The sequence below is a fragment of the Algoriphagus algorifonticola genome, assembly GCF_007655305.1.
GTDB lineage: Bacteria > Bacteroidota > Bacteroidia > Cytophagales > Cyclobacteriaceae > Algoriphagus > Algoriphagus algorifonticola.
The window spans coordinates 26,912-49,665 of sequence record NZ_VLOG01000001.1 but is presented as its reverse complement, the minus strand read 5'-3'; the positions used below and the strand labels follow the sequence as shown (position 1 = coordinate 49,665).

The 22,754-nt window shown below is 42.3% G+C and carries 22 protein-coding genes; 14 read left to right on the top strand and 8 right to left on the bottom strand.

The window, feature by feature from the left end; translation table 11 throughout:
* Positions 1-3: 3 nt before the first annotated feature.
* From gmk to FL972_RS00230, 3 genes are read right to left on the bottom strand one after another with little or no spacing between them, the layout of a single operon-like run.
* On the bottom strand, positions 4-576 hold the full coding sequence (gene gmk, locus FL972_RS00240; RefSeq protein ID WP_144602184.1) for a guanylate kinase: 573 nt from the start codon (positions 574-576) through the stop codon (positions 4-6).
* A gap of 6 nt (positions 577-582) precedes the next feature.
* On the bottom strand, positions 583-855 hold the full coding sequence (locus FL972_RS00235) for a mycothiol system anti-sigma-R factor (RefSeq protein ID WP_091651343.1): 273 nt from the start codon (positions 853-855) through the stop codon (positions 583-585).
* Between the two features lie 13 nt (positions 856-868).
* Positions 869-1,462, bottom strand: coding sequence for a sigma-70 family RNA polymerase sigma factor (locus tag FL972_RS00230; RefSeq protein ID WP_144602183.1), 594 nt, complete (start codon positions 1,460-1,462; stop codon positions 869-871).
* Positions 1,463-1,579: 117 nt separating this feature from the next.
* Between FL972_RS00230 and FL972_RS00225 the strand changes: the two genes are divergently transcribed.
* The 9 genes from FL972_RS00225 to FL972_RS00185 all read left to right on the top strand — a co-directional run bounded on the left by FL972_RS00225 (position 1,580) and on the right by FL972_RS00185 (position 11,826).
* The gene (locus tag FL972_RS00225) at positions 1,580-2,416 is read left to right on the top strand and encodes a lysophospholipid acyltransferase family protein (RefSeq protein WP_144602182.1); all 837 of its coding nucleotides are present in this window, start codon (positions 1,580-1,582) and stop codon (positions 2,414-2,416) included.
* Between the two features lie 152 nt (positions 2,417-2,568).
* A complete protein-coding gene (locus FL972_RS00220) occupies positions 2,569-4,842 on the top strand; it encodes an ATP-dependent helicase (protein ID WP_144602181.1) in 2,274 nt (757 codons plus the stop codon).
* A 246-nt stretch (positions 4,843-5,088) separates the two neighbouring features.
* The gene (locus FL972_RS00215) at positions 5,089-5,718 is read left to right on the top strand and encodes a DUF4290 domain-containing protein (protein WP_144602180.1); all 630 of its coding nucleotides are present in this window, start codon (positions 5,089-5,091) and stop codon (positions 5,716-5,718) included.
* On the top strand, positions 5,719-7,023 hold the full coding sequence (gene murA / locus FL972_RS00210) for a UDP-N-acetylglucosamine 1-carboxyvinyltransferase (RefSeq protein ID WP_144602179.1): 1,305 nt from the start codon (positions 5,719-5,721) through the stop codon (positions 7,021-7,023). It begins immediately after the preceding gene.
* 153 nt (positions 7,024-7,176) lie between these two features.
* Positions 7,177-8,895, top strand: coding sequence for an IlvD/Edd family dehydratase (locus FL972_RS00205; RefSeq protein WP_144602178.1), 1,719 nt, complete (start codon positions 7,177-7,179; stop codon positions 8,893-8,895).
* Between the two features lie 48 nt (positions 8,896-8,943).
* Positions 8,944-9,705: an SDR family NAD(P)-dependent oxidoreductase gene (locus FL972_RS00200; protein WP_144602177.1), complete on the top strand. Its 762-nt coding sequence runs from the start codon at positions 8,944-8,946 to the stop codon at positions 9,703-9,705.
* Entirely contained in the window at positions 9,698-10,375 is a 678-nt protein-coding gene (locus FL972_RS00195; RefSeq protein WP_144602176.1) for an acetoacetate decarboxylase family protein, read from the top strand. Before FL972_RS00200 ends, FL972_RS00195 begins: the two co-directional genes overlap by 8 nt.
* A complete protein-coding gene (locus FL972_RS00190; protein ID WP_144602175.1) occupies positions 10,368-11,150 on the top strand; it encodes an SDR family NAD(P)-dependent oxidoreductase in 783 nt (260 codons plus the stop codon). The genes FL972_RS00195 and FL972_RS00190 overlap by 8 nt, the downstream gene beginning before the upstream one ends.
* Positions 11,151-11,184: 34 nt before the next feature.
* The gene (locus FL972_RS00185; protein WP_144602174.1) at positions 11,185-11,826 is read left to right on the top strand and encodes a hypothetical protein; all 642 of its coding nucleotides are present in this window, start codon (positions 11,185-11,187) and stop codon (positions 11,824-11,826) included.
* A gap of 51 nt (positions 11,827-11,877) precedes the next feature.
* Here the strand turns inward: FL972_RS00185 and FL972_RS00180 are convergent, their stop codons facing one another.
* A complete protein-coding gene (locus tag FL972_RS00180; RefSeq protein ID WP_144602173.1) occupies positions 11,878-12,297 on the bottom strand; it encodes a sll1863 family stress response protein in 420 nt (139 codons plus the stop codon).
* A 38-nt stretch (positions 12,298-12,335) separates the two neighbouring features.
* Entirely contained in the window at positions 12,336-12,533 is a 198-nt protein-coding gene (locus tag FL972_RS00175; protein ID WP_222115991.1) for a general stress protein CsbD, read from the bottom strand.
* A gap of 424 nt (positions 12,534-12,957) precedes the next feature.
* Between FL972_RS00175 and FL972_RS00170 the strand changes: the two genes are divergently transcribed.
* A complete protein-coding gene (locus tag FL972_RS00170; protein ID WP_144602172.1) occupies positions 12,958-13,866 on the top strand; it encodes a DUF6263 family protein in 909 nt (302 codons plus the stop codon).
* A gap of 283 nt (positions 13,867-14,149) precedes the next feature.
* Here the strand turns inward: FL972_RS00170 and FL972_RS00165 are convergent, their stop codons facing one another.
* The 3 genes from FL972_RS00165 to FL972_RS00155 all read right to left on the bottom strand — a co-directional run bounded on the left by FL972_RS00165 (position 14,150) and on the right by FL972_RS00155 (position 16,968).
* On the bottom strand, positions 14,150-14,743 hold the full coding sequence (locus FL972_RS00165) for a gluconate 2-dehydrogenase subunit 3 family protein (protein WP_144602171.1): 594 nt from the start codon (positions 14,741-14,743) through the stop codon (positions 14,150-14,152).
* A 3-nt stretch (positions 14,744-14,746) separates the two neighbouring features.
* Positions 14,747-16,453 carry a GMC oxidoreductase gene (locus tag FL972_RS00160; protein ID WP_144602170.1) on the bottom strand — a complete coding sequence of 569 codons (1,707 nt, stop codon included), beginning with the start codon at positions 16,451-16,453 and terminating at the stop codon, positions 14,747-14,749.
* An 83-nt stretch (positions 16,454-16,536) separates the two neighbouring features.
* Positions 16,537-16,968 (bottom strand): DUF2147 domain-containing protein, encoded by a 432-nt coding sequence (locus FL972_RS00155; protein ID WP_144602169.1) that lies wholly within the window; start codon positions 16,966-16,968, stop codon positions 16,537-16,539.
* 487 nt (positions 16,969-17,455) lie between these two features.
* On the opposite strand from FL972_RS00155, the gene FL972_RS00150 reads away from it, so the two are divergent.
* The 4 genes from FL972_RS00150 (at position 17,456) to FL972_RS00135 (ending at position 22,739) form a co-directional block, all read left to right on the top strand.
* Positions 17,456-18,748, top strand: coding sequence for a M20/M25/M40 family metallo-hydrolase (locus tag FL972_RS00150; RefSeq protein ID WP_144602168.1), 1,293 nt, complete (start codon positions 17,456-17,458; stop codon positions 18,746-18,748).
* Positions 18,749-18,813: 65 nt separating this feature from the next.
* Positions 18,814-19,704 (top strand): phospholipase A, encoded by an 891-nt coding sequence (locus FL972_RS00145; protein WP_144602167.1) that lies wholly within the window; start codon positions 18,814-18,816, stop codon positions 19,702-19,704.
* A 168-nt stretch (positions 19,705-19,872) separates the two neighbouring features.
* A complete protein-coding gene (locus FL972_RS00140; RefSeq protein ID WP_250161250.1) occupies positions 19,873-21,651 on the top strand; it encodes an alpha-amylase family protein in 1,779 nt (592 codons plus the stop codon).
* A gap of 287 nt (positions 21,652-21,938) precedes the next feature.
* Positions 21,939-22,739 carry a glycoside hydrolase family 25 protein gene (locus FL972_RS00135; RefSeq protein WP_144602165.1) on the top strand — a complete coding sequence of 267 codons (801 nt, stop codon included), beginning with the start codon at positions 21,939-21,941 and terminating at the stop codon, positions 22,737-22,739.
* Positions 22,740-22,754: the final 15 nt, after the last annotated feature.

Here is a 22,754-nt window from a genome sequence, read left to right as displayed (position 1 = left end):
GGCTTAAGAGGCTAGAAATTTTTTGACCAAATGCTCTGCTTCCTGGGAGGATCGCTCAAAATCATCATTGAGGATACTGACGTCAAACTGCGGCTCAAATTTCATTTCAAATTCTGCTTTGAAAACTCTGCGGGAAAGAGATTCTTCAGTTTCCGTGCCTCTCTCATTCAGCCTTGACTTCAACACTTCGATTGAAGGCACTTTGACAAAAATAGCCAAAGCCTGATCGCCAAAATATTTTTTCAAGGCTAATCCACCTTTGACATCCACGTCAAAAATCACCGCCTTGCCGGAATCCCAGATGCGCTGGATTTCTTCTTTGAGCGTGCCATAAAAGTTGCCGGCATAGACTTCCTCCCATTCGATGAAGGCATCTTCGTCTATTTTTTTGATGAATTCTTCCTGACTTAAAAAATAATAATCTTTTCCGTGCACTTCATGTCTGCCTCTCCTGTCTCTGGTGCAGGCAGAAATCGAAAATCCCAGATTGGGCACATGTTGGATCAGGTGCTTGACGAGCGAGGTTTTACCGGATCCTGAGGGTGCCGAAAAAATAATTGCTTTACCTTGAGTCATCCGGTTTTATTTCACTTCCTGAATTTTTTCACGGATGCTTTTCGCCAATTCATTGGGAACAGCCTGTTTGGTGCACTTGTTTTTTAGCACTTCTCTAATGGCTTGCTCCAGATGAAAATGCTCAAAACAAGGTTGGCACTTGGCCAATTTTTCCTTGAGCACTTCCTTGCCCGGATCGCCCATTTCTCCGTCTAAAATACTTTCCAGCAGCTCAAAGCACTTGTTTACATCGCTGCATTCCATTTTCCGCTGACCGGATGATTCCTGATTCATTTCCATGCGTATTCGATAATTATTCCTCCTCTTCCGTGTCATACCCCATGTGCTGGGCATAACCTTTTAATTTTTCTTTCAGCAAATTTCTGGCTCTATGCAATCTTGATCTGACTGTCCCAATGGGGATATCCAGGATCTTGGCCATTTCCTCGTAAGTAAATCCTTCTAGGTCACATAGGATGATGACCGTTCTGAAATCTACTGCCAAACTATTTAATGCATTGGAGATTTCATCTCCAAGCATATCTTTAACAGATTCAGCCCGAAGATCCGTGGTCCCCCGAAAGTCAACATCATCAGAGTTGTAATAAGTTTCAACTTCCTGATAATCTACTTTAGCAGGTTGCTTACTTTTCTTCCGGTACTCGTTGATGAAACTGTTTTTCAGGATGCGAAACAGCCATGCCTTGGCATTGGTTCCCTGCTCAAACGAATTGATAAAACGATAAGCCTTCAAATAGGTGTCTTGCACCAAGTCTTTGGCATCATCCTCATCAAAGGTGAGTCGGTAGGCAAAGTTGTACATAGAGTCTATGTGTGGCATAAACTCCCCATCAAAGATGGAATTTTTCTCTTCCTGAGAATATTTTCTGCGCTGTACTTCCGACATAAGATTCAAAAGTAATGATCTGGTTAAATTATAACTAGAAATCGGGAAGTTTTCCCCGCTTTTCCTTTATTTTGTTGCTTCGAAAAGGCCTTATTGCCTCTAATCCTCCGATTTGCTATGCTTTTCTTTCGGTTGCTGTCCCGACTTCCGCTACCTATGCTTTATTTGATTACGGATGTCCTGTACTTGGTTGCCAGATTTGTAATTCGGTACAGAAAGAAAGTGATCGATGAGAATCTCTTGCATGCTTTTCCTGAGCTATCAGAACAGGAGCGAAAAAAGGTCCGAAACCGATTTTACAGGAATTTTACTGACACATTTGCCGAAACGATCAAAATACTGACAATATCGGAGGTAGAATTCAGACAAAGATTCGTGATAGTCAATCAACCGGATTTGGACAAACCTGTTCAAAATGAGGTGAGTTCCTTGATGATGGCAGGTCATATTTTCAATTGGGAAATGGGAGTAGTGGGCACCAATTTGTATTCCCAAGTACCAGTGGAGACAGTTTATCTCAAGGTCAACAATCCCTTTTTCAACGAATTGATGAAAAAAATCCGGACAAGATTTGGCGGATATGTGACCGAAAAAAAGGAGTTTAGAAGAGGGATGCTTACCTTGGGAAAAGATCCGAGAACAGTTCTCTTGGGCTCTGATCAGCGTCCTCCCTCATCAGAAAATCGCTATCAGCGAGAGTTTATGAACAGGCCGGCAGTGTTTTTTGAAGGGGCAGAGTTCCTCTCCAAGAAAATGAATTTGCATGTTCACTACGGGAAAATGACCAAAGTCAAAAGAGGACATTACCGCTATGAATATATACCTCTAGCGCAACCTCCTTATGAGAGGCATGCTCCGCACTCCATCACAGATAAGTTTTGTGAAATGTTGGAGCAAAATATCCGGGAGCAGCCGGACATGTATCTTTGGAGCCATAAGCGCTGGAAGATTTGATATAGGATGGATTGAAGATTTGTCCAAGATTCATTTTGCGATGAAAATTTCAGAATCTAGCATCTTGTTTCAGGCTGCTTGGTTCTTGGTACTTTGTACTTAGTACATATTGCCAATTGTTATTAAAATCTAGCTAATAGCTACTCAAAATAATGGATTATCTCAAAGAACTTAACCCCCCGCAGCGGGAAGCAGTAGAACATACAGAAGGGCCGGTGATGATTATTGCGGGCGCAGGATCTGGAAAGACCCGGGTTTTGACCTATCGGATCGCTCACCTTATTTATGCAAGAGGTATAGATCCTTTTCAGATTTTATCGCTCACCTTCACCAATAAGGCAGCGGCTGAAATGAAGCACAGGATTGAGTCTTTGGTGGGGCTGGATGCACGCAATACCTGGATGGGGACTTTTCACTCTGTTTTCGCTAAGATTTTGAGAGTTGAATCCGATAAAATAGGCTATCCTTCCAATTTTACGATTTATGACACGGATGACTCCAAGTCTTTGATCCGTACCATCGTCAAAGAAATGCGATTGGATGATAAAGTCTACAAACCTGGTGTGGTACTTTCCCGAATTTCCGGGGCCAAAAACCGTTTGATTTCCTGGCAGGCCTATCAAGCTGATCCTTTTGTCAAAGCGGATGACGAGGCAGCCATGAAACCCAAAATGGGAGATATCTATCAGCGCTACCAAGACCGACTTTTTAAAGCGGGAGCCATGGATTTTGATGATTTGCTATTCAATACCAACGTGCTTTTCAGAGATCATATTGATGTATTGAACAAATATCAGCAACGCTTCAAATATGTCATGGTGGATGAGTTTCAGGACACCAACCTTTCTCAATACCTAATTACCAAAAAGCTGGCTGCAGTTCATCAAAATATCTGTGTGGTGGGAGATGATGCCCAAAGTATTTATGCTTTTCGCGGAGCAGACATTCAGAATATTCTCAATTTCGAAAAAGACTATCCGGACCTGATGGTGGTCAAGCTGGAGCAGAATTACCGATCCACCAAGACCATCGTGGAAGCGGCTAACTCCATCATTGATAAAAATAAAGCACAACTGAAAAAGACCGTTTGGACTTCCAATCCGGATGGAGATCTGATTGAGCTGGTCAAGGCGACCTCGGATAATGAGGAGGGGCGAATAGTAGCGACCACCATTTTCGAAGAAAAAAACAATAAAAAGCTTAATAACAGCGACTTTGCAATTCTTTATAGGACTAACTCTCAGTCTAGAGCCATAGAAGAAGCCCTGAGAAAGATGAATCTGACCTATAAGATTGTAGGAGGACTTTCTTTCTATCAGCGTAAAGAAATCAAAGATTTGATGGCTTACATGCGGTTTACTGTCAACCCGGTAGATGAAGAGGCCTTTAAGCGGATCATCAATTACCCCAAAAGAGGCATAGGAGATACTTCTCTGGAGAAAATTTTGGTTGCTGCCTACGATCATGATATGCCCTTGTGGGATGTAGTTCAAAATGCTCAAAACTTTTTACCTGGGCGAGCAGGAAGCTCGGTGGATGATTTTGCTACCATGATCAAAGCTTTTCAGATTGAAGTGGAGCGGAAAGACGCCTATGAAGCAGCTAATTCAATTGCGAAGCAAAGCGGTCTATTGAGAGAATTGTATGAGGATAAAACCATAGAAGGCCTCAACAGATATGAAAACGTACAGGAATTGCTCAATGCGATTAAAGAGTACGTGGACAATGAGGAAAATGAGGATAAAAGCCTGGGAGCATTCTTACAGGAAATTGCCCTCCTGACAGACAATGACCGGGACAAGGATACCACAGATGCAATCACCCTCATGACCATACACTCCTCCAAAGGCTTGGAATTTAAGCAGGTTTTTGTGGTTGGAATGGAGGAGGATTTATTCCCTTCCCAAATGATGATGCAGAGCAGAGAAGACTTGGAAGAAGAGCGAAGACTTTTCTACGTGGCGACCACCCGTGCGATGGAAAAATTATATCTTACCTATGCATTGACCCGTTATAGATTCGGGCGTTTGCTGAATTGTGAGCCCAGCAGATTCCTGGAAGAGGTAGATCCTAGCTGCATTAAAGTCAGTAAAAAGCTTTCCGCAACCAGAGAGATGCCTGGTGCATTTAGAAGAGACGGTTTGCCAGGAACAAGTGCTGAGCGCCCTGGTTTTATTGGTATTAAGAAAAAACCAGAATCGAGGGTTCCGGCTCAAATGAAAGTTCACACGCCAAGCCCTGATTTCAAACCTAGCAATACCAATAATTTACAGGCGGAACAACTGGTAGAGCATCCGAAGTTTGGTTTTGGAAAGGTTCAAAAGATTGAAGTAGAAGGCCTTAACAGAAAGGCTACGATTCAATTTGAACATTTTGGAGAGAAGACTTTATTACTTAGCTTTGCAAAGCTCAGAATTATTGACTAATTACCTATCTCTCTGCCTAATGGTGTTTTTTTGTTACCTTTTAAGAGAATAAAAAAGAGAGCTACAAGAGCGAAATAAAAGAAATTACTGATTTTGAAATCAAGCAGAGTTTAATAACCGCGGATAGAATTGGTTTTAAATTTGCAAGACTCTCCAGACATGCGCTATTCAAAGCGGATCAGTTGGAGAAAGGCTAGAGTTCTACAAAACGGATTCTTGTGCCTCAAAAAGACAAACTAAATACAAATGAAAGAATACGGAAAGAACATTCAAGGCTTGGTGGACCATGTCTGCGGCATTGAAGACAGGGAAAAGCGTACGGCAAGTGCCTACACAATTGTAGAAATCATCAAGCAGTTGAATCCCTCATTGAAGCAGGAAAATGACCAGAAGCTTTGGGATGACTTATACATCATGTCCGATTTTAAATTGGATGTAGATGGGCCTTTCCCTATGCCTGAAAAGGAGCTCTTGGGCAAAAAACCTTTACCGGTAGGATATCCTAGGGGAGAAGTACGATTCAAGCACTACGGCCGAAATATTGAAAAATTGATCGAAAAGGCAATCGAAATTGAGGATGACGAGGAGCAAGAAACAGCCATCATCTACATCGGTCAGTTGATGAGAAGTTTTCATTCAACCTGGAACAGAGATAATTTCGATGATGGGATTATTTTGGATGATATCAAGACCCTTTCCAAAGGTAAACTTCATATCGATCTGGAAAAAGTAAAAGAAAACGGACTTTTTGAATCTAATACCAGAAGAGATTTCAAAGTGCCTACACATGAGCAATCCACTTCTAACGGGAAAAATAAACGCGGGAATACTAACCGTAGAAGAAATAACGGAGGACATAAAAAACGCAGAAACTAAATGGCATCTTTTCGAGTAAGAGGAGGAAATCAATTGAAAGGGGAAATCATCCCCCAAGGAGCAAAAAATGAAGCTTTGCAGATACTTTGTGCTGTATTGCTCACCTCTGAGAAAGTTACTATCCACAAAATCCCCGCTATTCGCGATGTCAACAAGCTGATAGAGTTGTTGGGAGTTATGGGAGTTAAGGTCACCAAATTAGGGCCTGAATCCTATTCTTTCAAAGCAGATGATGTGAACCTGGATTATTTGGAGACAGAGGATTTTTTGGCCAAAGCTTCAGCACTTAGAGGCTCTGTCATGATTTTGGGTCCACTTTTGGCTCGATTTGGAACTGGAAAACTATCCAAGCCAGGAGGAGATAAAATCGGACGCAGAAGAATGGATACTCACTTTTATGGTTTCCAAAAATTGGGTGCCCAATTCCATTACGATGCGCAAAATGAGATTTTCCATATTGATGGAAAAAATCTTAAAGGTACCTACATGTTACTGGATGAAGCATCCGTAACAGGTACAGCCAATATAGTAATGGCTGCTGTGATGGCCGAAGGAAAAACTACGATTTACAATGCCGCTTGTGAGCCATATCTACAGCAATTGTGCGACATGCTCAACCGTATGGGTGCTAAAATAACTGGCGTAGGCTCTAATCTTTTGCACATTGAAGGAGTAGAAAAGCTTGGAGGAACAGAGCATACCATGTTGCCTGATATGATTGAAATCGGCTCATTCATAGGGATGGCAGCAATGACTCAATCAGAGATCACCATCAAGGACTGCCAGATCCACAGATTGGGAATTATTCCGGATACTTTCAAAAGAATGGGTATTCAGATGGAATTCAGAGGGGATGATATCTTTATTCCTGAACAAAAGCATTACGAAATAGAGACATTCATCGACGGATCTATTTTAACCGTGGCGGATCAAATCTGGCCAGGTTTTACCCCTGATTTGCTTTCTATTGTTTTGGTAACTGCTACCCAAGCCAAAGGAACAGTATTAGTTCATCAAAAGATGTTTGAATCCAGATTATTCTTTGTGGATAAACTGATAGATATGGGTGCACAGATTATCCTTTGTGATCCACACAGAGCCACCGTGATTGGTTTGGATAGAAAATACCCATTAAAAGGAATCAGAATGACTTCTCCTGACATCCGTGCCGGAGTCGCTTTGTTGATTGCAGCCATGTCCGCAAATGGTACTTCTGTGATTGATAATATTGAGCAGATCGATAGAGGGTATCAGTATATCGACAAACGCTTAAATGCATTAGGAGCAGATATTGAAAGATTATAAGGTTTAAGCTCTTCCAAATAATTTGAATCCCGAAGAAATACCCTTCGGGATTTTTTTATTCGATTCATACATTTATAACCTCCCGTCCTTTCCTGCAGGGAATTGTTTCCAAATTTTTATATCTTCTGAGAAATTTCTCAACCCAGATAACCTATGTCTAAAAAGAAACTCAGAAGCCAGGAATGGTACGGCCGAACCGGGAAGGACGGTTTTATCTATCGCTCTTGGATGAAAAATCAAGGGCTCCCCCATCATCTTTTTGAGGGCGAAAAGCCTGTGATCGGAATATGTAACACTTGGTCAGAATTTACCCCTTGTAATGCTCATTTCAGAGAATTAGCAGAATCCCTGAAGCAGGGTATTTGGGAAGCTGGCGGTTTCCCTTTGGAATTCCCCGTCATGTCTCTAGGTGAATGCTCTATCAAGCCCACAGCTATGCTTTTTAGAAATCTGGCTTCCATGGATGTGGAGGAAAGTATCCGAGCCAATCCCATGGACGGTGTAGTCCTGATGTGTGGTTGTGATAAAACCACCCCCTCTTTGGTGATGGGTGCTGCTTCTGTGGATTTGCCAACTTTGGTGATTTCAGGAGGACCCATGCTGGTTGGAAGATTCAAAGGCAAAAAGATAGGAACCTCAGATGTCTGGAGGTTTGCAGAAGATTATAAACTGGGGAAGCTTTCTCAGGAAGAATTTATAGAAGCTGAAGCGGCCATGTCCCGGTCCAGAGGGCATTGCGCTCCAATGGGTACTGCATCCACCATGGCAGCCATGGTAGAAGCTTTAGGTTTAGCTTTACCCGATAATGCTACGATCCCTGCCGCGGATTCCAGAAGAAAAGTATTAGCTCATGTGGCTGGTATTCGGATCGTGGAAATGGTCAAGGAAGATTTAAAAATGAGTAAAGTTTTGACCAGGAAAGCGTTTGAAAATTCCATCATGGTCAACGCAGCTATTGGTGGCTCAACCAACTTTATCCTACACCTCACAGCGATTGCCAAGCGAATCGGAGTGGACATTGATTTGACTGATTTTGACCATTTTTCTTCCAAAATACCTCTGATTGCGAATGTGCAGCCTTCTGGAGAGCATTGGGTGGAAGATCTTTTTTATGCTGGAGGAATGCCAGCGGTCATGAAGGAGATTGAGTCCCATCTACACAGAGACTGTATCACAGTCAACGGAAGGACTATTGGAGAAAATATAGCCTCAGCCGAATGTTACGACAGGAATTTGATTGGAACTCTGACTAAGCCCATCAAGCCTGATTCTGGAATTGCAGTTTTGAAAGGAAATCTTTGTCCAAACGGTGCTGTAATTAAACCCTCAGCAGCCAGTTCGCATTTATTGGTTCACAAAGGGAAGGCTCTGGTTTTTGAAAATATCGATGATTACAAAGCCCGAATAGACAGCCCTGATTTGGAAGTGGATGAAAACACGGTTTTAGTGATGAAAAATGTGGGACCCAAAGGTTACCCGGGAATGCCGGAAGTAGGTAACATGGGCTTGCCAGCAAAGATTCTGGAGAAGGGGATCAAGGATATGGTTCGAATTTCAGATGGAAGAATGAGCGGGACAGGCTATGGCACAGTAGTTCTTCACGTTTCTCCGGAATCGGCTATAGGGGGACCTTTGGCATTGGTACATACGGGAGATTTGATTGAGCTGAATGTTCCGGCGAGGAGTCTTAATCTTTTGATCAGTGAGGAAGAGTTTGAAAACCGTAGAAAGAATTTTCAACCTACCCAGCTTCCCTATGAGAGAGGCTATGTGAATTTATTTTTGGACAAAGTGAATCAGGCACATGAAGGAGTGGATTTTGATTTTCTGAAGGGGAGTTCGGGTTCTGAGGTAAAAAGAGATTCACATTAATCTTCTATATGGATTTGAAGATTCAGTAGGGAATTGAACCTAGAAACTATGAAAAAAGCGAAAGTTGCCATTGTCACCGGAGCAGGGCAAGGCATTGGCTTAGAGATCGCCCGAAACTTGTCCCATCAAGGATCTCATGTGATTTTAAATGATTTGGAGAAAAGCCTGACTCAGGAAGCAGTTGCCACCCTGTCTCGACAGGGCAAGGGAAAGGTCATTGGCTGTTCCGGAGATGCAGCGGATGAATCAGTGATTCAAGAAATGATTGAATTAGCTATCAATAATTTCGGAAGCGTAGATCAGGTTGTTGCGAATGCCGGGATTACTCTTTTCGGGAGTTTTTTGGACTATTCCAGCAAGGACTTCATGGAAGTCATGCGGGTTAATTTGTTGGGTTCATTCCTATTGACCCAAGCCAGCGCACAGGTGATGAAAGAACAAGAAGAGGGAGGAGCCATATTATTGACATCTTCTGTTACTGCACATCAAAGTCATGAGAATTTATCCGCCTATGCCATGAGTAAGGCAGCTTTGGAAATGCTCGCCAAAAATTTGGTTTTGGAATTGGCTCCATTGGGAATACGGGTCAATGCAATCGCACCGGGCGCTACCTTGACAGAGCGCACCACTTCGGACCCTGATTATGCCAAGACCTGGTCCAAATTAACCCCCTTGGGTAGACCCGCTTCCGTGGAGGACATTGCCAATTCAGCAGTATTTTTACTTTCAGATGCTGCGAGACATATTACCGGACAAACCTTAATCATCGACGGAGGCTGGACCTCTATTAGCCCTTCACCTTATGCCTGAAAATCACTCTATAGATGAGGGTAAAACCCTCAAATTGTATAAAAAGGCTCCTGCACCTTGGAAGCTGAAAGGGCAGGGAATTATTATGGTCTTCCGCTTTTCCAAGAAATGGGTAGAAGAGCATGCAGGATTGCCATTGCATCTTCAGGGAAAATATAAAGGCGGATTAGGCTATGTAATGCTGGTCAATTACGAAGAAAGTCCAGTTGGTCCGTATAAGGAATTATTACTCATCCCAGGGAGGTTTAAAGGCTCAGGTAAGCAATCTATTACTAAAATCTATGTAGATTCAGAAACAAGCACCCAAAATGGAAGAGCTAATTGGGGAATTCCTAAAGAAACAGCAAAGATCCATTGGAGTGAAGAGGGAAATACAACCCTGATCAGTGTTCAGTTCAAAGAGCTTGAGTTATTTTCCTGCGAAGTCAAAAGCTTCGGATTCAGGTTTCCTGCCAGTACTGGGATTTTACCCATTGATTTGCATCAGCGCTGGGATGGGGTGGATTATTTCACCAAACCGAGAGGAAGTGGCAAAGCGAAGCTGGCGAAGGTAAATGTCAAGCAGATTCACCAAGATTTTTTCCCGGATATCAGTTTACAGCGACCATTATTCGCAGTGAAAATAGAGCCATTTCAAATATTTTTCCCAAAACCAACCTTTCATGAATAAGAGCTTTGCCAATTCTTTTGTCCTGGTAAGCGGAGCTGCTTCCGGAATAGGGAGGGAATTGGTTCAGCAGCTTTATTTGCTTCAGGCAAAGATTTTAGCGGTCGATATAGATGAAGATGGCCTTAAGGGCTTGAAAGCTCAACTTCCTGAAATTGAAATTTTGACTTTGGATCTTACGAAGGGAAAGGCTTTGGAAGAAATTACTTTTTGGCTTGCCCAAAACTGGAAGCAACTGGATTATTGCTTTGCCAATGCAGGAAAGGCCTATTATGAACCCTTTCAAAAGCAGGAATTAAACAAAATAGAAGAGCTTTTTCATCTCAATGTTATTGCTGTATTGGAATTGGGAATAGCGCTTAAAAAAACTTTCCCAGTTCTCTATCTAACAATTACTTGTTCGGCCATGGCTTATTGGCCATTGCCCGGGTATGGAGTTTATTCTGCCACCAAATCCTCCCTTTTGGCTTGGGCTCAGGCAGTTTGGTTAGAGTCAGATGAACAATGGTTGAGTTTGGCTTTTCCCATTGCAACCCAGAGTAGATTTTTTGAGCAGGAGGGGCAAAGAATACCAAGACCATTTCCTTCTCAAACAGCTGATCAAGTCGCGGGTAAGATACTGAGAGGAGTTAAAAACCGTCAAAAAAAGATTTTTCCTTCCACTTTGTTTCAAGTATTACTTTATTTAAATCGGTATTTATTGATAATCAAACCTATATATCAATATTATGAGCTTAGGAAATTCAAAAAATGGATAAAAAAACAATCCTCTTCTTGACTCTGTTATCTTTGAATAAAAACCACCTTTGACAATGAAAAAAATTACACTGATTGCTTGTGCAGTTTTAGCCTTTGCCTCTTGCCAACAAAAGGAAGTAGTGGAGGATACCCTACCTATGAAAGTAGCAAAAGCCTACGGGTTTGATAATTTTGACCAGGTAAACAGTATTGCTTATACTTGGAATGTACAGCGAGACTCTATCAACGTGTTCACTCGGGATTGGAAATGGAATCTGAGAGAAAACACGGTTTATTATTCCGGGCCTGATACTACCATGACTTATTCTTTGGATGCCGACTCTTTGCCTCCAGTGGACCGCGGCTTTATCAATGACAAATATTGGATGATGTATCCTTTCCAACTGGCTTGGGATACCGGCTATAATTGGGATTCAGAAGAGAATGTAGCTTCCCCGATAGCAGGAACGAATGCCACCAAGCTTACAATTGTGTATAATTCTGAAGATGGCTACACACCGGGAGATGCCTACGATTTGTATTTGGACGAGAATTATAAAATTTTGGAATGGACCTTCCGAAAAGGCAATGGACCTGATGGCCGTACATGGACTTGGGAAAATGAACAGTCCTTCGGGCCTATCACTATGGCTACTGATCACAAGGGTCAAGATGGTAAGCGAGTAATTTGGTTTACCAATGTAAAAGTGGATTAAAAAATAAAGGGGCGTATTTTTCAATTCGCCCCTTTTCTATTCTTAAAAGCCTTAATTTTTTTCAAAGGCTTTTTCTACTTCACCTTTTAGATTTTTCCACTCTTTTTCGATATCTGCGGTGGTTTTATTAACCGACTTTTTAACATCGCTCCAAGTATTTTCACTCGCTTTTTGGATGTCATCCAGAGCCTTTTCCAAGTCTGATTTTTCACCTCTAAGCTCCTCTTGCATTTCCTCTATTTCGGCCTGCATTTCTGCATCAGCTTTCTCTTTTTTGGCTTCCAATTCGGCGATTTGCTTATCAATATCCGCCTGAATTCTTTCTAGCTCTTTTCTAAGTTCAGACTTCTCTTCTTCAAGATTTACTTCCACCTCTATCACCTCTTCTTTTTCAGTCGATTTTTCTCCGCAGGAAGCCAAGCCGATGCTGACAGTCAATGCGGATGCGATGGCAAAAATTCTCGTTTTCATAATTTTGTGTTTTAGTTTAAAATAGAAATTGATTGGTATTAGAATTTTCTTAATTCTTCTTTGATTTCATCGGCAGTCTTACCCAGCCGCTTCTCCAACCTCAAAAAAAGCTCCTCATCTCTACCTCTAATATAACTTAAATCATCTTCTGTAAGGCTTGGATGATGGGCTTTTAATTTTGTTTTTACCTCTTCCCAATAGCTTGCCAGTATATGTTGCAAATCTATATTCATCATAAAAATTTCCTTGGTATGGATTGGGTAAAGAAAAGCCAAAGTGGGTGCCAAGTGCGAAATGGGGCATTTTGGGAGGCTAATCACATACTTGGAGGAGTCAAGTGGGGAAAAAAGTAGCAGATTGATGAGTATAGCCCCCTGATTTTTGAAAGAAATTATTTGCGATAATTCATTTCGGACTAATTTTTCTTGTAAAAATAGCTTTTATTTGAGCCAATAAACTAAATCATTGTTATGAAATGCCCATGAGAAAAAATCTCACACAAGGGGATGCCCCGATAAATCGGGGTAGGGCATTCCATCTGACCTCTAAAAATCAAAATATAAACAGATGAAATCGAGCACGAGGGAAAACCTCACACACAGGCATGATTATAAGTGGTGCGAGATTCCATCTGACCACTGAAAAACAAATTATAAACAGATGAAAAAGCTCTTCTTTTCTTTTTTCTTGTATTTGTTTTTTCTAGCTGCTTTTGCACAGAAAACTGATCTACGATTAAACTTGGAGGTAAATGAAACTTACTTCCAAAAGTCCAATACTTCCATGTCAATTGCCCAAAATGTGCAGGGGATGGAAATGGATATCGAAATGAATTTGATCGGGGAATTAAGTTTCAAAGTAGTTGACTTCAAAGATGGAGTCTATGACATGGAAGTACAGTACAATTCCATGGAAATGGATATGAAAATGCCAATGGGAGGGATGAGCCTGAAAAGCGGAGATGACTCTAATCCTATGTCCAAGATGTTTACCAACATAGTGGGAGTACCCTTCAACGTGAAAATGAATCAATTGGGAAGGATTCAGGAAATGAGTGGTTTTGAAAATCTATATGAAAAGATGTTTACTGATTTTCCTGGAATGAGCCAAGAGCAAATGGAGCAAATGAAGGAGCAAGTTTCAGGGACTTTTGGAGAAGAAAGCCTAAGAGGAAACCTTGAAATGATTTTGGCTATTTATCCAGCTCAGCAAGTAGCAGTGGGGGATAATTGGAACATTGAAAGTGAGCTTAATTCTTCCATCAATGCTTTGGTCAATACCCAATATACCTATCTGGGTTCGGATGATGCTCACCACAGAATTTCGGGAGAAGCAAGCCTAAGCAGTAACCCAGTTCCCATGGAGATGCAAGGAATGAGTGTTCGCTCTGAAATGAATGGTAAGGTTAAATCTGACATTTTAGTGGACAAAAAAACCGGCTGGGTATATGAAGCAAAAGTGTCTCAAGAGGTGGAAGGTACCACAATAATGGAAGGAAATCCGCAAATGCCCGATGGAATGCGAATTCCTATGAAAATGAAGGCTGAAATGGTTTTTTCAAATAAATAGGAAATTAAAATATCAGATTATCCGCAATCTTGCTACTTACCATGTTTTCTTTGTTTGACTGGCTGGATGCTTCGACTTCGCTCAGCACGGGCGACCCATGACCGAAGACCCAGCCACGGCCTGGCAGGCGAAGCTTCCGGATTCTGATCCTTTCAGCAGACAATAAGCTGTATTTTTGTCAATACTTGTAAGAAAGCGGATATCCATAAAAATTAATACAGAAGGCAAGGTTTGTTGACCTTGCCTTTTTTTGTTTATGGGAGTTTTACGGTTCTTTAAAATCCTACAAGCTCCAAATATTCCCTACCTCTGATAGAGGCATACATCCTCGGTATTCTCCAGGGATTGGATCATAGCTCAGGACATTTTTACCAATCTCTTCCGAACTGAAATAAGCCCAAAGTACAGTAGATTTCAATCCTCGGTAGAATCCCACTGGTTCACGAGGTCCCACCGCACCTCCCCAAACAGTTTTAGGGAATTTTGGAGAATTTGCCTCATGCTCTTTGAAGCAATTTGCTTTGTCTTCTGTCGAAAGTTCAGCAAAGACTTTACCATATTCTGTCTTGCAATCGGCATTGAATTTTTCAATGTCCGCAACAACCTGATTTTGCCCTGCTTCATCATAAGTTTTAGCATACATCAGATCTATAAATACATCTGCCTTCACATCTAATCCTCCCGGAGTTTCAGTTTTTGGTAAAAGGAAATCCACGAAAGAAGATATAAATCTGGCTTGATCTTCACTCAAAAATTGAGGAGTCCAAGTCAATCGATCTGTTTTGGCACAAGCCTGAAGTAAGCTGAGCAAGGTCGGAGCACCGGCTGCTGTTCCCAGTGCCAAAGCTGATTTTTTGATTGCGTCGCGTCTATTCATGGCTTAGAGGTTGAGTTTTTTGAGTTCAGATACGGCATGATTGGCGGCTCTCGCCGTGAGTGCCATGTAGGTCAGGGATGGATTGACGCAGGAGGAAGAAGTCATACATGCCCCGTCAGTGACAAAGACATTCTCACAGCCATGCACCTGATTATTTCCATTTAGCACCGACGTTTTGGGATCTCTTCCCATTCGGGCTGTACCCATTTCATGGATTCCAAAACCCATTTCGTGCTTGTTGTCAAATTCCATAATATCCTTTAGACCTGCCCTTTCCAGCATTTCCCTGGCATCCTGACGTGCCTGATCATTGAGAGCCAGTTCGTTGGCTTTCCATTCCGCATCGATGGATAGGGTCGGTTGCCCCCATTTATCCAAGACATCTTTATTGAGATAGACTTGATTTTCATGATAAGGAAGACATTCTGAAAAGCCTGTGATAAAAAACTCCCAAGGACCGGGTTTCATCAAGCCGTCTTTAAAATCCCCTCCAAAATCCTCCTGATTGCTTCCTGCTCCCCATCCGGATCTTCCTCCGCCACCTTGGAAACCAAATCCTCGCACAAACTTGTCGGATTGAGGGCCATCTTTGAGGTTAACGTAGCGGGGAATGTAAATTCCGTTGGGTCTCCGGCCTTTGTAATATTGATCTTCAAAACCTTCCACAGTCCCCATGGCACCGACTCGATAAGTATGATCCATCAAGTTGTGTCCGAGTTCTCCGCTGTCATTTCCCAAGCCATTTGGAAAACGATTAGAAGTAGAGTTCATCAAAATCTGGGTGGTGCTTAAGGTAGAGGCATTGACAAAAATGATTTTAGCCTTGTACACAATTTCTTCGCTTGTTTCCGCATCAATGATTCTTACACCTGAAGCTTTTCCTTTTTGCTCATCATAAACGACGGACTGCACAATGGAAAAAGGCCGAATGGTTAGGTTACCTGTTGCATTAGCTGCAGGGAGAGTAACCGCATTACTGGAAAAATAGGCCCCGTAAGGACAACCCCTGTCGCATCGGTTTCTGAACTGACACTTTCCTCTACCATTCAAGGGTTCTGTCAAGTGGGCAACCCGACCAATGATCATGTTTCTTCCCTTGAAATCCTTTTCAATTCGCTCCTTGACGTGTTTTTCTACACAATTCAATTCCATAGGAGGTAAAAAATGGGAATCCGGAAGTTGAGGCAGTCCCAAAGCTTCCCCACTGATTCCAGCGAATTTCTCAACATGAGTATACCAAGGTTCAAGATCCTTGTACCGAATCGGCCAATCTACCCCATGCCCGTCTCTGGCATTAGCCTCAAAGTCCAAGTCAGACCATCGATAGGTTTGCTTACCCCAAAGCAAAGATCTACCGCCCATTTGATGAGCTCTGACCCACATGAAAGGCTTGACTTCGGTGTAGGGATTTTCGAGGTCATTAGCATGGAAATGCTCGTTGAAAGCTCCGATAAATCCGGATCTTCCGCCTTTGGGGTGTTTAGCTTTTTGCTCTGGAGTCAAGCCTCCCCGAAGCTCATGCTCCCAAGGGTCTAAGGTCATAGTGGGGTAGTCCACCACATGCTCCACGATACGTCCCCGCTCTAATACGAGGGTTTTGAGACCGGCTTCGCAAAGTTCTTTTGCAGCCCAGCCTCCGCTGATTCCCGAACCGATGACAATGGCGTCATAGGTCAGGGTTTTGTCTGCATCGATATTAAAATTGGCCATTTACAATAGGTTTATTCAACCTAAGTTTAGCCAATTTTTTGGTGAAAACAGAGTTAAATTTAAAAAGGGATGAGGAGGAAAGACTATTTTTGCTTAGTCCACTCTACGGTTCTTCCGAGCATAGAAAACCCAACATATCCCCTCACTTCCAGAACTTCCAGGTTTTTCAAGTTCATTACGCAGGAATAGGTTTTGCCATTTTTGGGATCATAAATCGTCCCATCTTCCCAAGATCCATCGTCGTAAACAAATCCTTTTAAAAGTTTCATCCCCATGACTGGTTGGTTTCTCAAGGACTTATCTGCATTGTTTTTATCCAGCTTGGGTTTTCCATTTTCGGTAGGCTCTTTAAGCCATACGATTTTGCCAAAATATTTACCATTCTCCTTATAGATCTCAATTCTAGCGTCTTTTTCCGTATTGTTCCAAACACCCAAAATTGCATCTGCATTTTGTGCTTGAAGAGAAAGAGAGGTAAAAAGGATAAGGAAAAGACTTGCAAACAGGGTTTTCATAAATATGATTTTTGGTGATTTTCTTGAAGTAACGAAGTTTTGAGGACTTGGTTTGATTCGAAAATAGAAAAAATTTGAATTTAATCTTAGCTTCTTATGCGCGGTGCTGATCAAATCGTTCCTTTTGCTTTGCTGGGAATGCTTTAATATTTGATGTACAATACAGATCGCCCCGTTGGGGCTCTGGGTTGGTATATTTTATTAGGACCCCAAATTGAATTTGGGGTTAATAAAGAACGCACCGTTGGTGCTTAGGCAAGAAATTACTTTGAGTAGGTCTTGAAACCTTTGAGGAATTAATGCCATAGGCATTTCTTTTAGTAGCCCTGCCTTCGGCAGGCAGGCCAGAATTCAATCCTGGGCAATTGGTGGCGTGGTCCTATTCAGAGTGCCAACGGCACGATCTGTATTAAATCCCTTCCAAAAATGATTTAGGATTAAATATTAAATCTTGCCCCAACTCATAATTTCCCCTATTTTTCCACCTATGAAAAAATCTGCTTTTATCATCATCTTGGCCATTCTGCCTTTTCTGACATTTGCTCAACAAAAACTCAGTAAAGAGGAGAAAAAGCTTCTGGAACTGGTTGACAAAAACTACCAAGAGACCGTTGCTTTGCTGGAAGAGGTATTAAACATTAATTCCGGCTCGCTCAATAAAGAAGGCGTGCGAGAAGTAGGCCGTGTTTTCGCCCGTGAATTTGAAAAAATCGGCTTTGAAACTGAATGGGTGGAAGTTCCTGCAGAAGTGAACCGTGCCGGGCATTTTGTGGCTACCCGAAAGGGAACTAAAGGCAAAAAGCTTTTCCTGATTGGGCATATCGATACAGTTTTTGAAAAGGATATGCCTTTTACACCTTTTACCTGGCTGAATGACAGCACTGCGACTGGGCAGGGTGCTAATGATATGAAAGGAGGGGATGTGCTCGTTTTTGCGAGCTTAAAAGCGCTTCATGAACTCGGACTTTTGGATGATCGAACCATCACCGTGTATTTTATGGGGGATGAGGAGAGTTCGGGTGACAATGAGCTTTCCCGCAGGGACTTTATCGAGCGATCTAAATCTCATGATATCGCTTTAGGCTACGAAACAGCCCAGGGTTTCAACTCTGTGACAGTAGCTAGAAGAGGTTCCAGCGGATGGACCTTGAAGACTACAGGCCGTCAAAGCCACTCCAGCGGGGTTTTTCGTGAAGGAGTTGGATACGGAGCCATTTATGAGGCTGCCAGAATTTTGACTGAATTTCAAAAAGAGCTTGCAGGAGAGCAGTATCTGACCTTTAATCCTGGACAGATCATAGGGGGATCGGATATTTCCTATAATTCAGAAACTGGAAAAGGAGAAGCTTTGGGCAAAACCAACATCGTTGCACGAGAGGCTTTGGTAACCGGAGATCTACGCTTTTTGGGTGAAAAACAAAAAGAACGAACACGTGCCAAAATGCAGGAAATCGTCGATCGAAACCTCAATCAAACCGATGCTGAGATTACCTTCCGAGATGGCATTCCCTCCATGAGCCCAAGGGAAGAAAACTACGAATTGGCTACTGTACTTAACCAGGTGAGTTTGGATATGGGATTTGGCGAAGTGAAACCTGGTGATCCAGGAAGCAGAGGTGCTGCTGACATAGCTTATGTGGCTGATATTTTACCAGGATTGGATGGTTTGGGAGCTTCAGGATCAGGTGCCCATGCCCCGGGAGAAACCATCAATATGAGACAGTTCCCTGATCTGATCAAAAGAAATACGATTTTACTATACCGGTTAACCCGTCAGTGAATTTGTGAAATGGTGTTTTTCTTCGAATTTGGGTTATCGATCTATCTACAATAATCGAAAAGGAAATGAAGAGATGGGTTCTTTTAATAGGTTTTGTTTGTTTTTGCACAAGTAATTTTGCCCAAAATGTACTTTATAGAAATGATAAAATCATTTCAAAATCTTTAGCTGAAAGATGGGAGCTGGAACCCGAATTTCAAAAAGGGACTTTCAGATTGACGTCTTATAAGCCGTTTTATATTACAGCTGGAAGATGGTCGAGTAATCCAAACAAACAACCTCAAAGTGAAAATCCAAATTATACAGTCCCTACTCCTACGGACTATAATAACTACGAAGCGAAGTTTCAACTAAGCTTTAAAACTAAGGTGTTACAATCCATCTTTTGGGGTCATGGTGACCTTTGGCTGGCATACACCCAGCGAGCACATTGGCAAATCTACAACACCAGTATTTCCAGACCATTCCGTGAGTTAAATTATGAGCCGGAGCTCATGTTGAACTTTGGTATCCGAGCTAAAATACTTGGATTTGATGCCAGAACTTTGGGAATCTCCATGAATCACCAATCCAATGGAAGGGATCTCCCTAGGTCCCGAAGTTGGAATAGGATAATTTTTCATGCCGGCTTGGAACGAGGCAATTGGATCTTGGTTTTTAGGCCTTGGGTAAGGCTTCCTGATGAGGAGGATGAAAATCCACTGATATCTGATTTTATTGGTAGGGCTGAGGCAAACGTAATTTATACCTTTGGAAACCACAGCATTTACCTTATTACTACCAACTCCCTTTCTATAAAGAATAACCGTGGAAGTGCTCAACTAAATTATGTGTTTCCTATTCGCGCAAATCTTAGAGGGCACTTCCAGATTTTTGATGGATATGGGGAAACCATGATTGATTACAATCATCGGCAGACTACCATTGGATTGGGTATTTCATTTGTGGACTGGTAATAAGAAGACAAATTTATTGTATTAATTTCACCACAAGCCCCTACCAAAGGTCACCCTCGGACTTCTTTTATTAATTTTATGAAATACTATTGTTCTCTTTTTAGCTTTATCATCTTGTTTCTAGCCTTCACCAGCTGTAAGCAAACAACTTCACTAACTGAAGAGCCCATGAATTCTCAAAAAATTGTTGTCTATCAGGTTTTTACCCGACTTTTTGGCAATACCAATACAAACAACAAACCTTGGGCAACCAAGGAAGAAAATGGAGTAGGGAAGTTCAATGACTTCACAGATACCGCTTTGGAAGAAATCAAAAAGCTAGGGGTGTCCCATATCTGGTACACGGGAGTCCCTCATCATGGCGTGATCGGGGATTTTCCGGAGATCGGTGTGAGTTCAGATGATCCGGATGTGATCAAAGGCCGCGCAGGTTCACCCTATGCCGTACGGGATTACTACCAAGTCAATCCTGATCTGGCGGTGGATGTGACCAAGCGTATGGAGGAATTTGAAGCGCTGATCGCCCGAACGCACAAGCATGGAATGAAGGTAATCATAGACATTGTACCCAATCATGTGTCACGCTATTACGAGGGAAAAAACAACCCTGAAGGAGTTCGTGATTTTGGAGCGGATGATGACACTTCTGTGGAATATGCCAGAGATAACAACTTCTATTATATCCCGGGAGAAGCCTTTCGGGTACCCGAACCTAAAAAGGGCTACCAACCTTTGGGCGGTGAAAAGCATCCTCTTTCAGACGGAAAGTTTGATGAAAACCCCGTCAAATGGACAGGCAACGGTTCCCGATTGGCTCAGCCGGATTTTTACGACTGGTACGAGACGGTTAAGATTAATTATGGGATCAAGCCAGACGGTGCCAAGGATTTCCCAGAGTTACCCGCAAAAGCAGATTCCCTGGATTGGAAAGCGCATTATGAGTTCTGGCAGGGAAAGGATGTCCCGGATTCTTGGAAAAAGTTTAAAGACATTACCCAGTTTTGGTTGGGTAAAGGAGTGGATGGATTTCGCTTCGACATGGCAGAAATGGTCCCGGTGGAGTTTTGGTCCTACCTGAACTCCCATATCAAAAAGACCAGGCCGGATGCTTTTTTGATGGCAGAGGTCTATCAGCCTGCCTTGTATCGCGATTACCTTTTCAAGGGAAAAATGGATTACCTCTACGATAAAGTAGAGCTCTATGACAGCCTGAAAAACATCATGTACGGGCATGGGTCGACGGATTATCTCCCTGCGATTTTTGAGTCCCATTGTGATATTGAGCACCACATGCTTCACTTCCTGGAAAACCATGACGAGCAGCGCATCGCCAGTCCGGAGTTTGCGGGGAATCCTTGGAAGGCCATGCCTGCTATGGTGGTCTCAGCAACAGTTTCTACTTCTCCGACCATGATTTATTTCGGGCAGGAAGTTGGGGAGCCTGGAGCGGAAATGGCTGGATTTGGGCAACCCAGCCGAACCTCCATTTTCGATTACATTGGGGTTCCTCAACATCAGAAGTGGATGAATGGAGGGAAGTTTGACGGAGGCCAACTTTCAGATAATGAAAAAGCGCTGCGAAACTACTACTCCGAAGTGCTGAACTTTACCCGAAACAGCCCCGCCTTGATGGGAGAATATTTGGAATTACATTCCTTCAACCGAACCCAAAATCCAGCATACACCGACAAGGCCTTTGCTTTTGCCCGCTGGGATGAAAGTCAAAAGCTGATCGTAGTGACCAACTTCGATGAGTTTCAATCGATCAAGACCACCTTGAAACTTTCTTCAGAATTGTTAAAAGCATGGAATCTGGAAAAAGGAGAGAGGGAGATCAAAGAAGTCATGTTTGGAAAAAAGAAGACCATGCTTCGTGTGACTGGCACAGGTGCGGAGATTGACTTGGACTTTGGACCTTGGGAGTCGGCTGTTTTTGAGATAAAGTAGAGGATTAGGTCTGGATGCTAAAGGCTCAGAGTTTTGGGTTCAGAAATTAAAAAAAACAGCCCTAAAAAGGGGCTAGATTTCAACTCTTTGCACCTTTCTGACTTTAAGTGAAGTATATTCTTGCATTGCCAAATCCCAATATCCAACAAAACCCGAGATCTAATTCAACCCTTTATGGGGCGAGCTGGATTCCGTCTGTCTAAACTGACCTAAATCTTTTAGACTCGCTAAGAGGTCTTTCGAATTAAATATTCTTTTTTCATATTTACGAGAGTTTTAATCCTTCTATGCCCCGAAAGAAAAATTCAGAATTTTGGTCCTGGCTCATCGTCGGTTTGTTTTTTCTCTTAGTAAGTATTGGCCTATACCTTTCAACATTCCAAAAGAAGATTAATCGGAGTTTAGGTGAATACATCCGGGTTGCTCCTCCTTTTAGAGAGGAACTGAAGTTGCAGCACGTTTTTAGAAATTTCCCAGCAGGCATTTTGGGAATAGATGTCAGTCAATATCAAGGCAGGATCAATTTTGCGGGGCTCCAATTGCAACTTGAAAATCATCGTGTGCAATTTGTTTTCGTAAGAGCAACCATGGGCGAAGACGGGATAGATGCAAGATTCCAAGAGAATTGGAAAGGCTTTTCTAATTTACCTTTGAAAAGAGGAGCGTATCATTATTACCGCCCGAATGAAAATAGTAGTAAGCAAGCTCAAAACTTCATCAGAAATACCAAGCTTGTTAAAGGAGACTTGATTCCTGTGCTGGATATTGAAAAGCACAGTACTATCCAGCCCAAAGAAAAATTAAGGGAGGGTTTGAAGAATTGGCTAAAAATCGTGGAGGCTCATTACAAGGTGAAACCCATGATTTACACGGGAGATAAGTTTTTCTGGGAGGTACTGCACAATCAAGGATTTGATCACTATCCAATTTGGATTGCTAATTATAATCGAGTTCAGGAGCCTCAAACCCGCGGCTGGTTGATTTGGCAATTTACCGAAAAGGGAAGCCTTCCAGGTATTGGGGAACGAATTGATCTCAATATTTGGAGGGGAGATCAAACTGACTTAGAACAGATCATTATACCCTAAAATTAAATTTGATAT

Coding starts and splice junctions, on each gene's coding strand:
- FL972_RS00175 (WP_222115991.1), bottom strand. CDS start 12,533: ATGATGAATATAGATTTGCAACATATACTGGCAAGCTATTGGGAAGAG.
- FL972_RS00190 (WP_144602175.1), top strand. CDS start 10,368: ATGAATAAGAGCTTTGCCAATTCTTTTGTCCTGGTAAGCGGAGCTGCT.
- FL972_RS00135 (WP_144602165.1), top strand. CDS start 21,939: ATGCCCCGAAAGAAAAATTCAGAATTTTGGTCCTGGCTCATCGTCGGT.
- FL972_RS00155 (WP_144602169.1), bottom strand. CDS start 16,968: ATGAAAACCCTGTTTGCAAGTCTTTTCCTTATCCTTTTTACCTCTCTT.
- FL972_RS00160 (WP_144602170.1), bottom strand. CDS start 16,453: ATGGCCAATTTTAATATCGATGCAGACAAAACCCTGACCTATGACGCC.
- FL972_RS00185 (WP_144602174.1), top strand. CDS start 11,185: ATGAAAAAAATTACACTGATTGCTTGTGCAGTTTTAGCCTTTGCCTCT.
- murA (WP_144602179.1), top strand. CDS start 5,719: ATGGCATCTTTTCGAGTAAGAGGAGGAAATCAATTGAAAGGGGAAATC.
- FL972_RS00195 (WP_144602176.1), top strand. CDS start 9,698: ATGCCTGAAAATCACTCTATAGATGAGGGTAAAACCCTCAAATTGTAT.
- FL972_RS00200 (WP_144602177.1), top strand. CDS start 8,944: ATGAAAAAAGCGAAAGTTGCCATTGTCACCGGAGCAGGGCAAGGCATT.
- FL972_RS00220 (WP_144602181.1), top strand. CDS start 2,569: ATGGATTATCTCAAAGAACTTAACCCCCCGCAGCGGGAAGCAGTAGAA.
- FL972_RS00230 (WP_144602183.1), bottom strand. CDS start 1,462: ATGTCGGAAGTACAGCGCAGAAAATATTCTCAGGAAGAGAAAAATTCC.
- FL972_RS00150 (WP_144602168.1), top strand. CDS start 17,456: ATGAAAAAATCTGCTTTTATCATCATCTTGGCCATTCTGCCTTTTCTG.
- FL972_RS00225 (WP_144602182.1), top strand. CDS start 1,580: ATGCTTTTCTTTCGGTTGCTGTCCCGACTTCCGCTACCTATGCTTTAT.
- FL972_RS00205 (WP_144602178.1), top strand. CDS start 7,177: ATGTCTAAAAAGAAACTCAGAAGCCAGGAATGGTACGGCCGAACCGGG.
- gmk (WP_144602184.1), bottom strand. CDS start 576: ATGACTCAAGGTAAAGCAATTATTTTTTCGGCACCCTCAGGATCCGGT.
- FL972_RS00215 (WP_144602180.1), top strand. CDS start 5,089: ATGAAAGAATACGGAAAGAACATTCAAGGCTTGGTGGACCATGTCTGC.
- FL972_RS00165 (WP_144602171.1), bottom strand. CDS start 14,743: ATGAATAGACGCGACGCAATCAAAAAATCAGCTTTGGCACTGGGAACA.
- FL972_RS00140 (WP_250161250.1), top strand. CDS start 19,873: ATGAATTCTCAAAAAATTGTTGTCTATCAGGTTTTTACCCGACTTTTT.
- FL972_RS00180 (WP_144602173.1), bottom strand. CDS start 12,297: ATGAAAACGAGAATTTTTGCCATCGCATCCGCATTGACTGTCAGCATC.
- FL972_RS00145 (WP_144602167.1), top strand. CDS start 18,814: ATGAAGAGATGGGTTCTTTTAATAGGTTTTGTTTGTTTTTGCACAAGT.
- FL972_RS00235 (WP_091651343.1), bottom strand. CDS start 855: ATGGAAATGAATCAGGAATCATCCGGTCAGCGGAAAATGGAATGCAGC.
- FL972_RS00170 (WP_144602172.1), top strand. CDS start 12,958: ATGAAAAAGCTCTTCTTTTCTTTTTTCTTGTATTTGTTTTTTCTAGCT.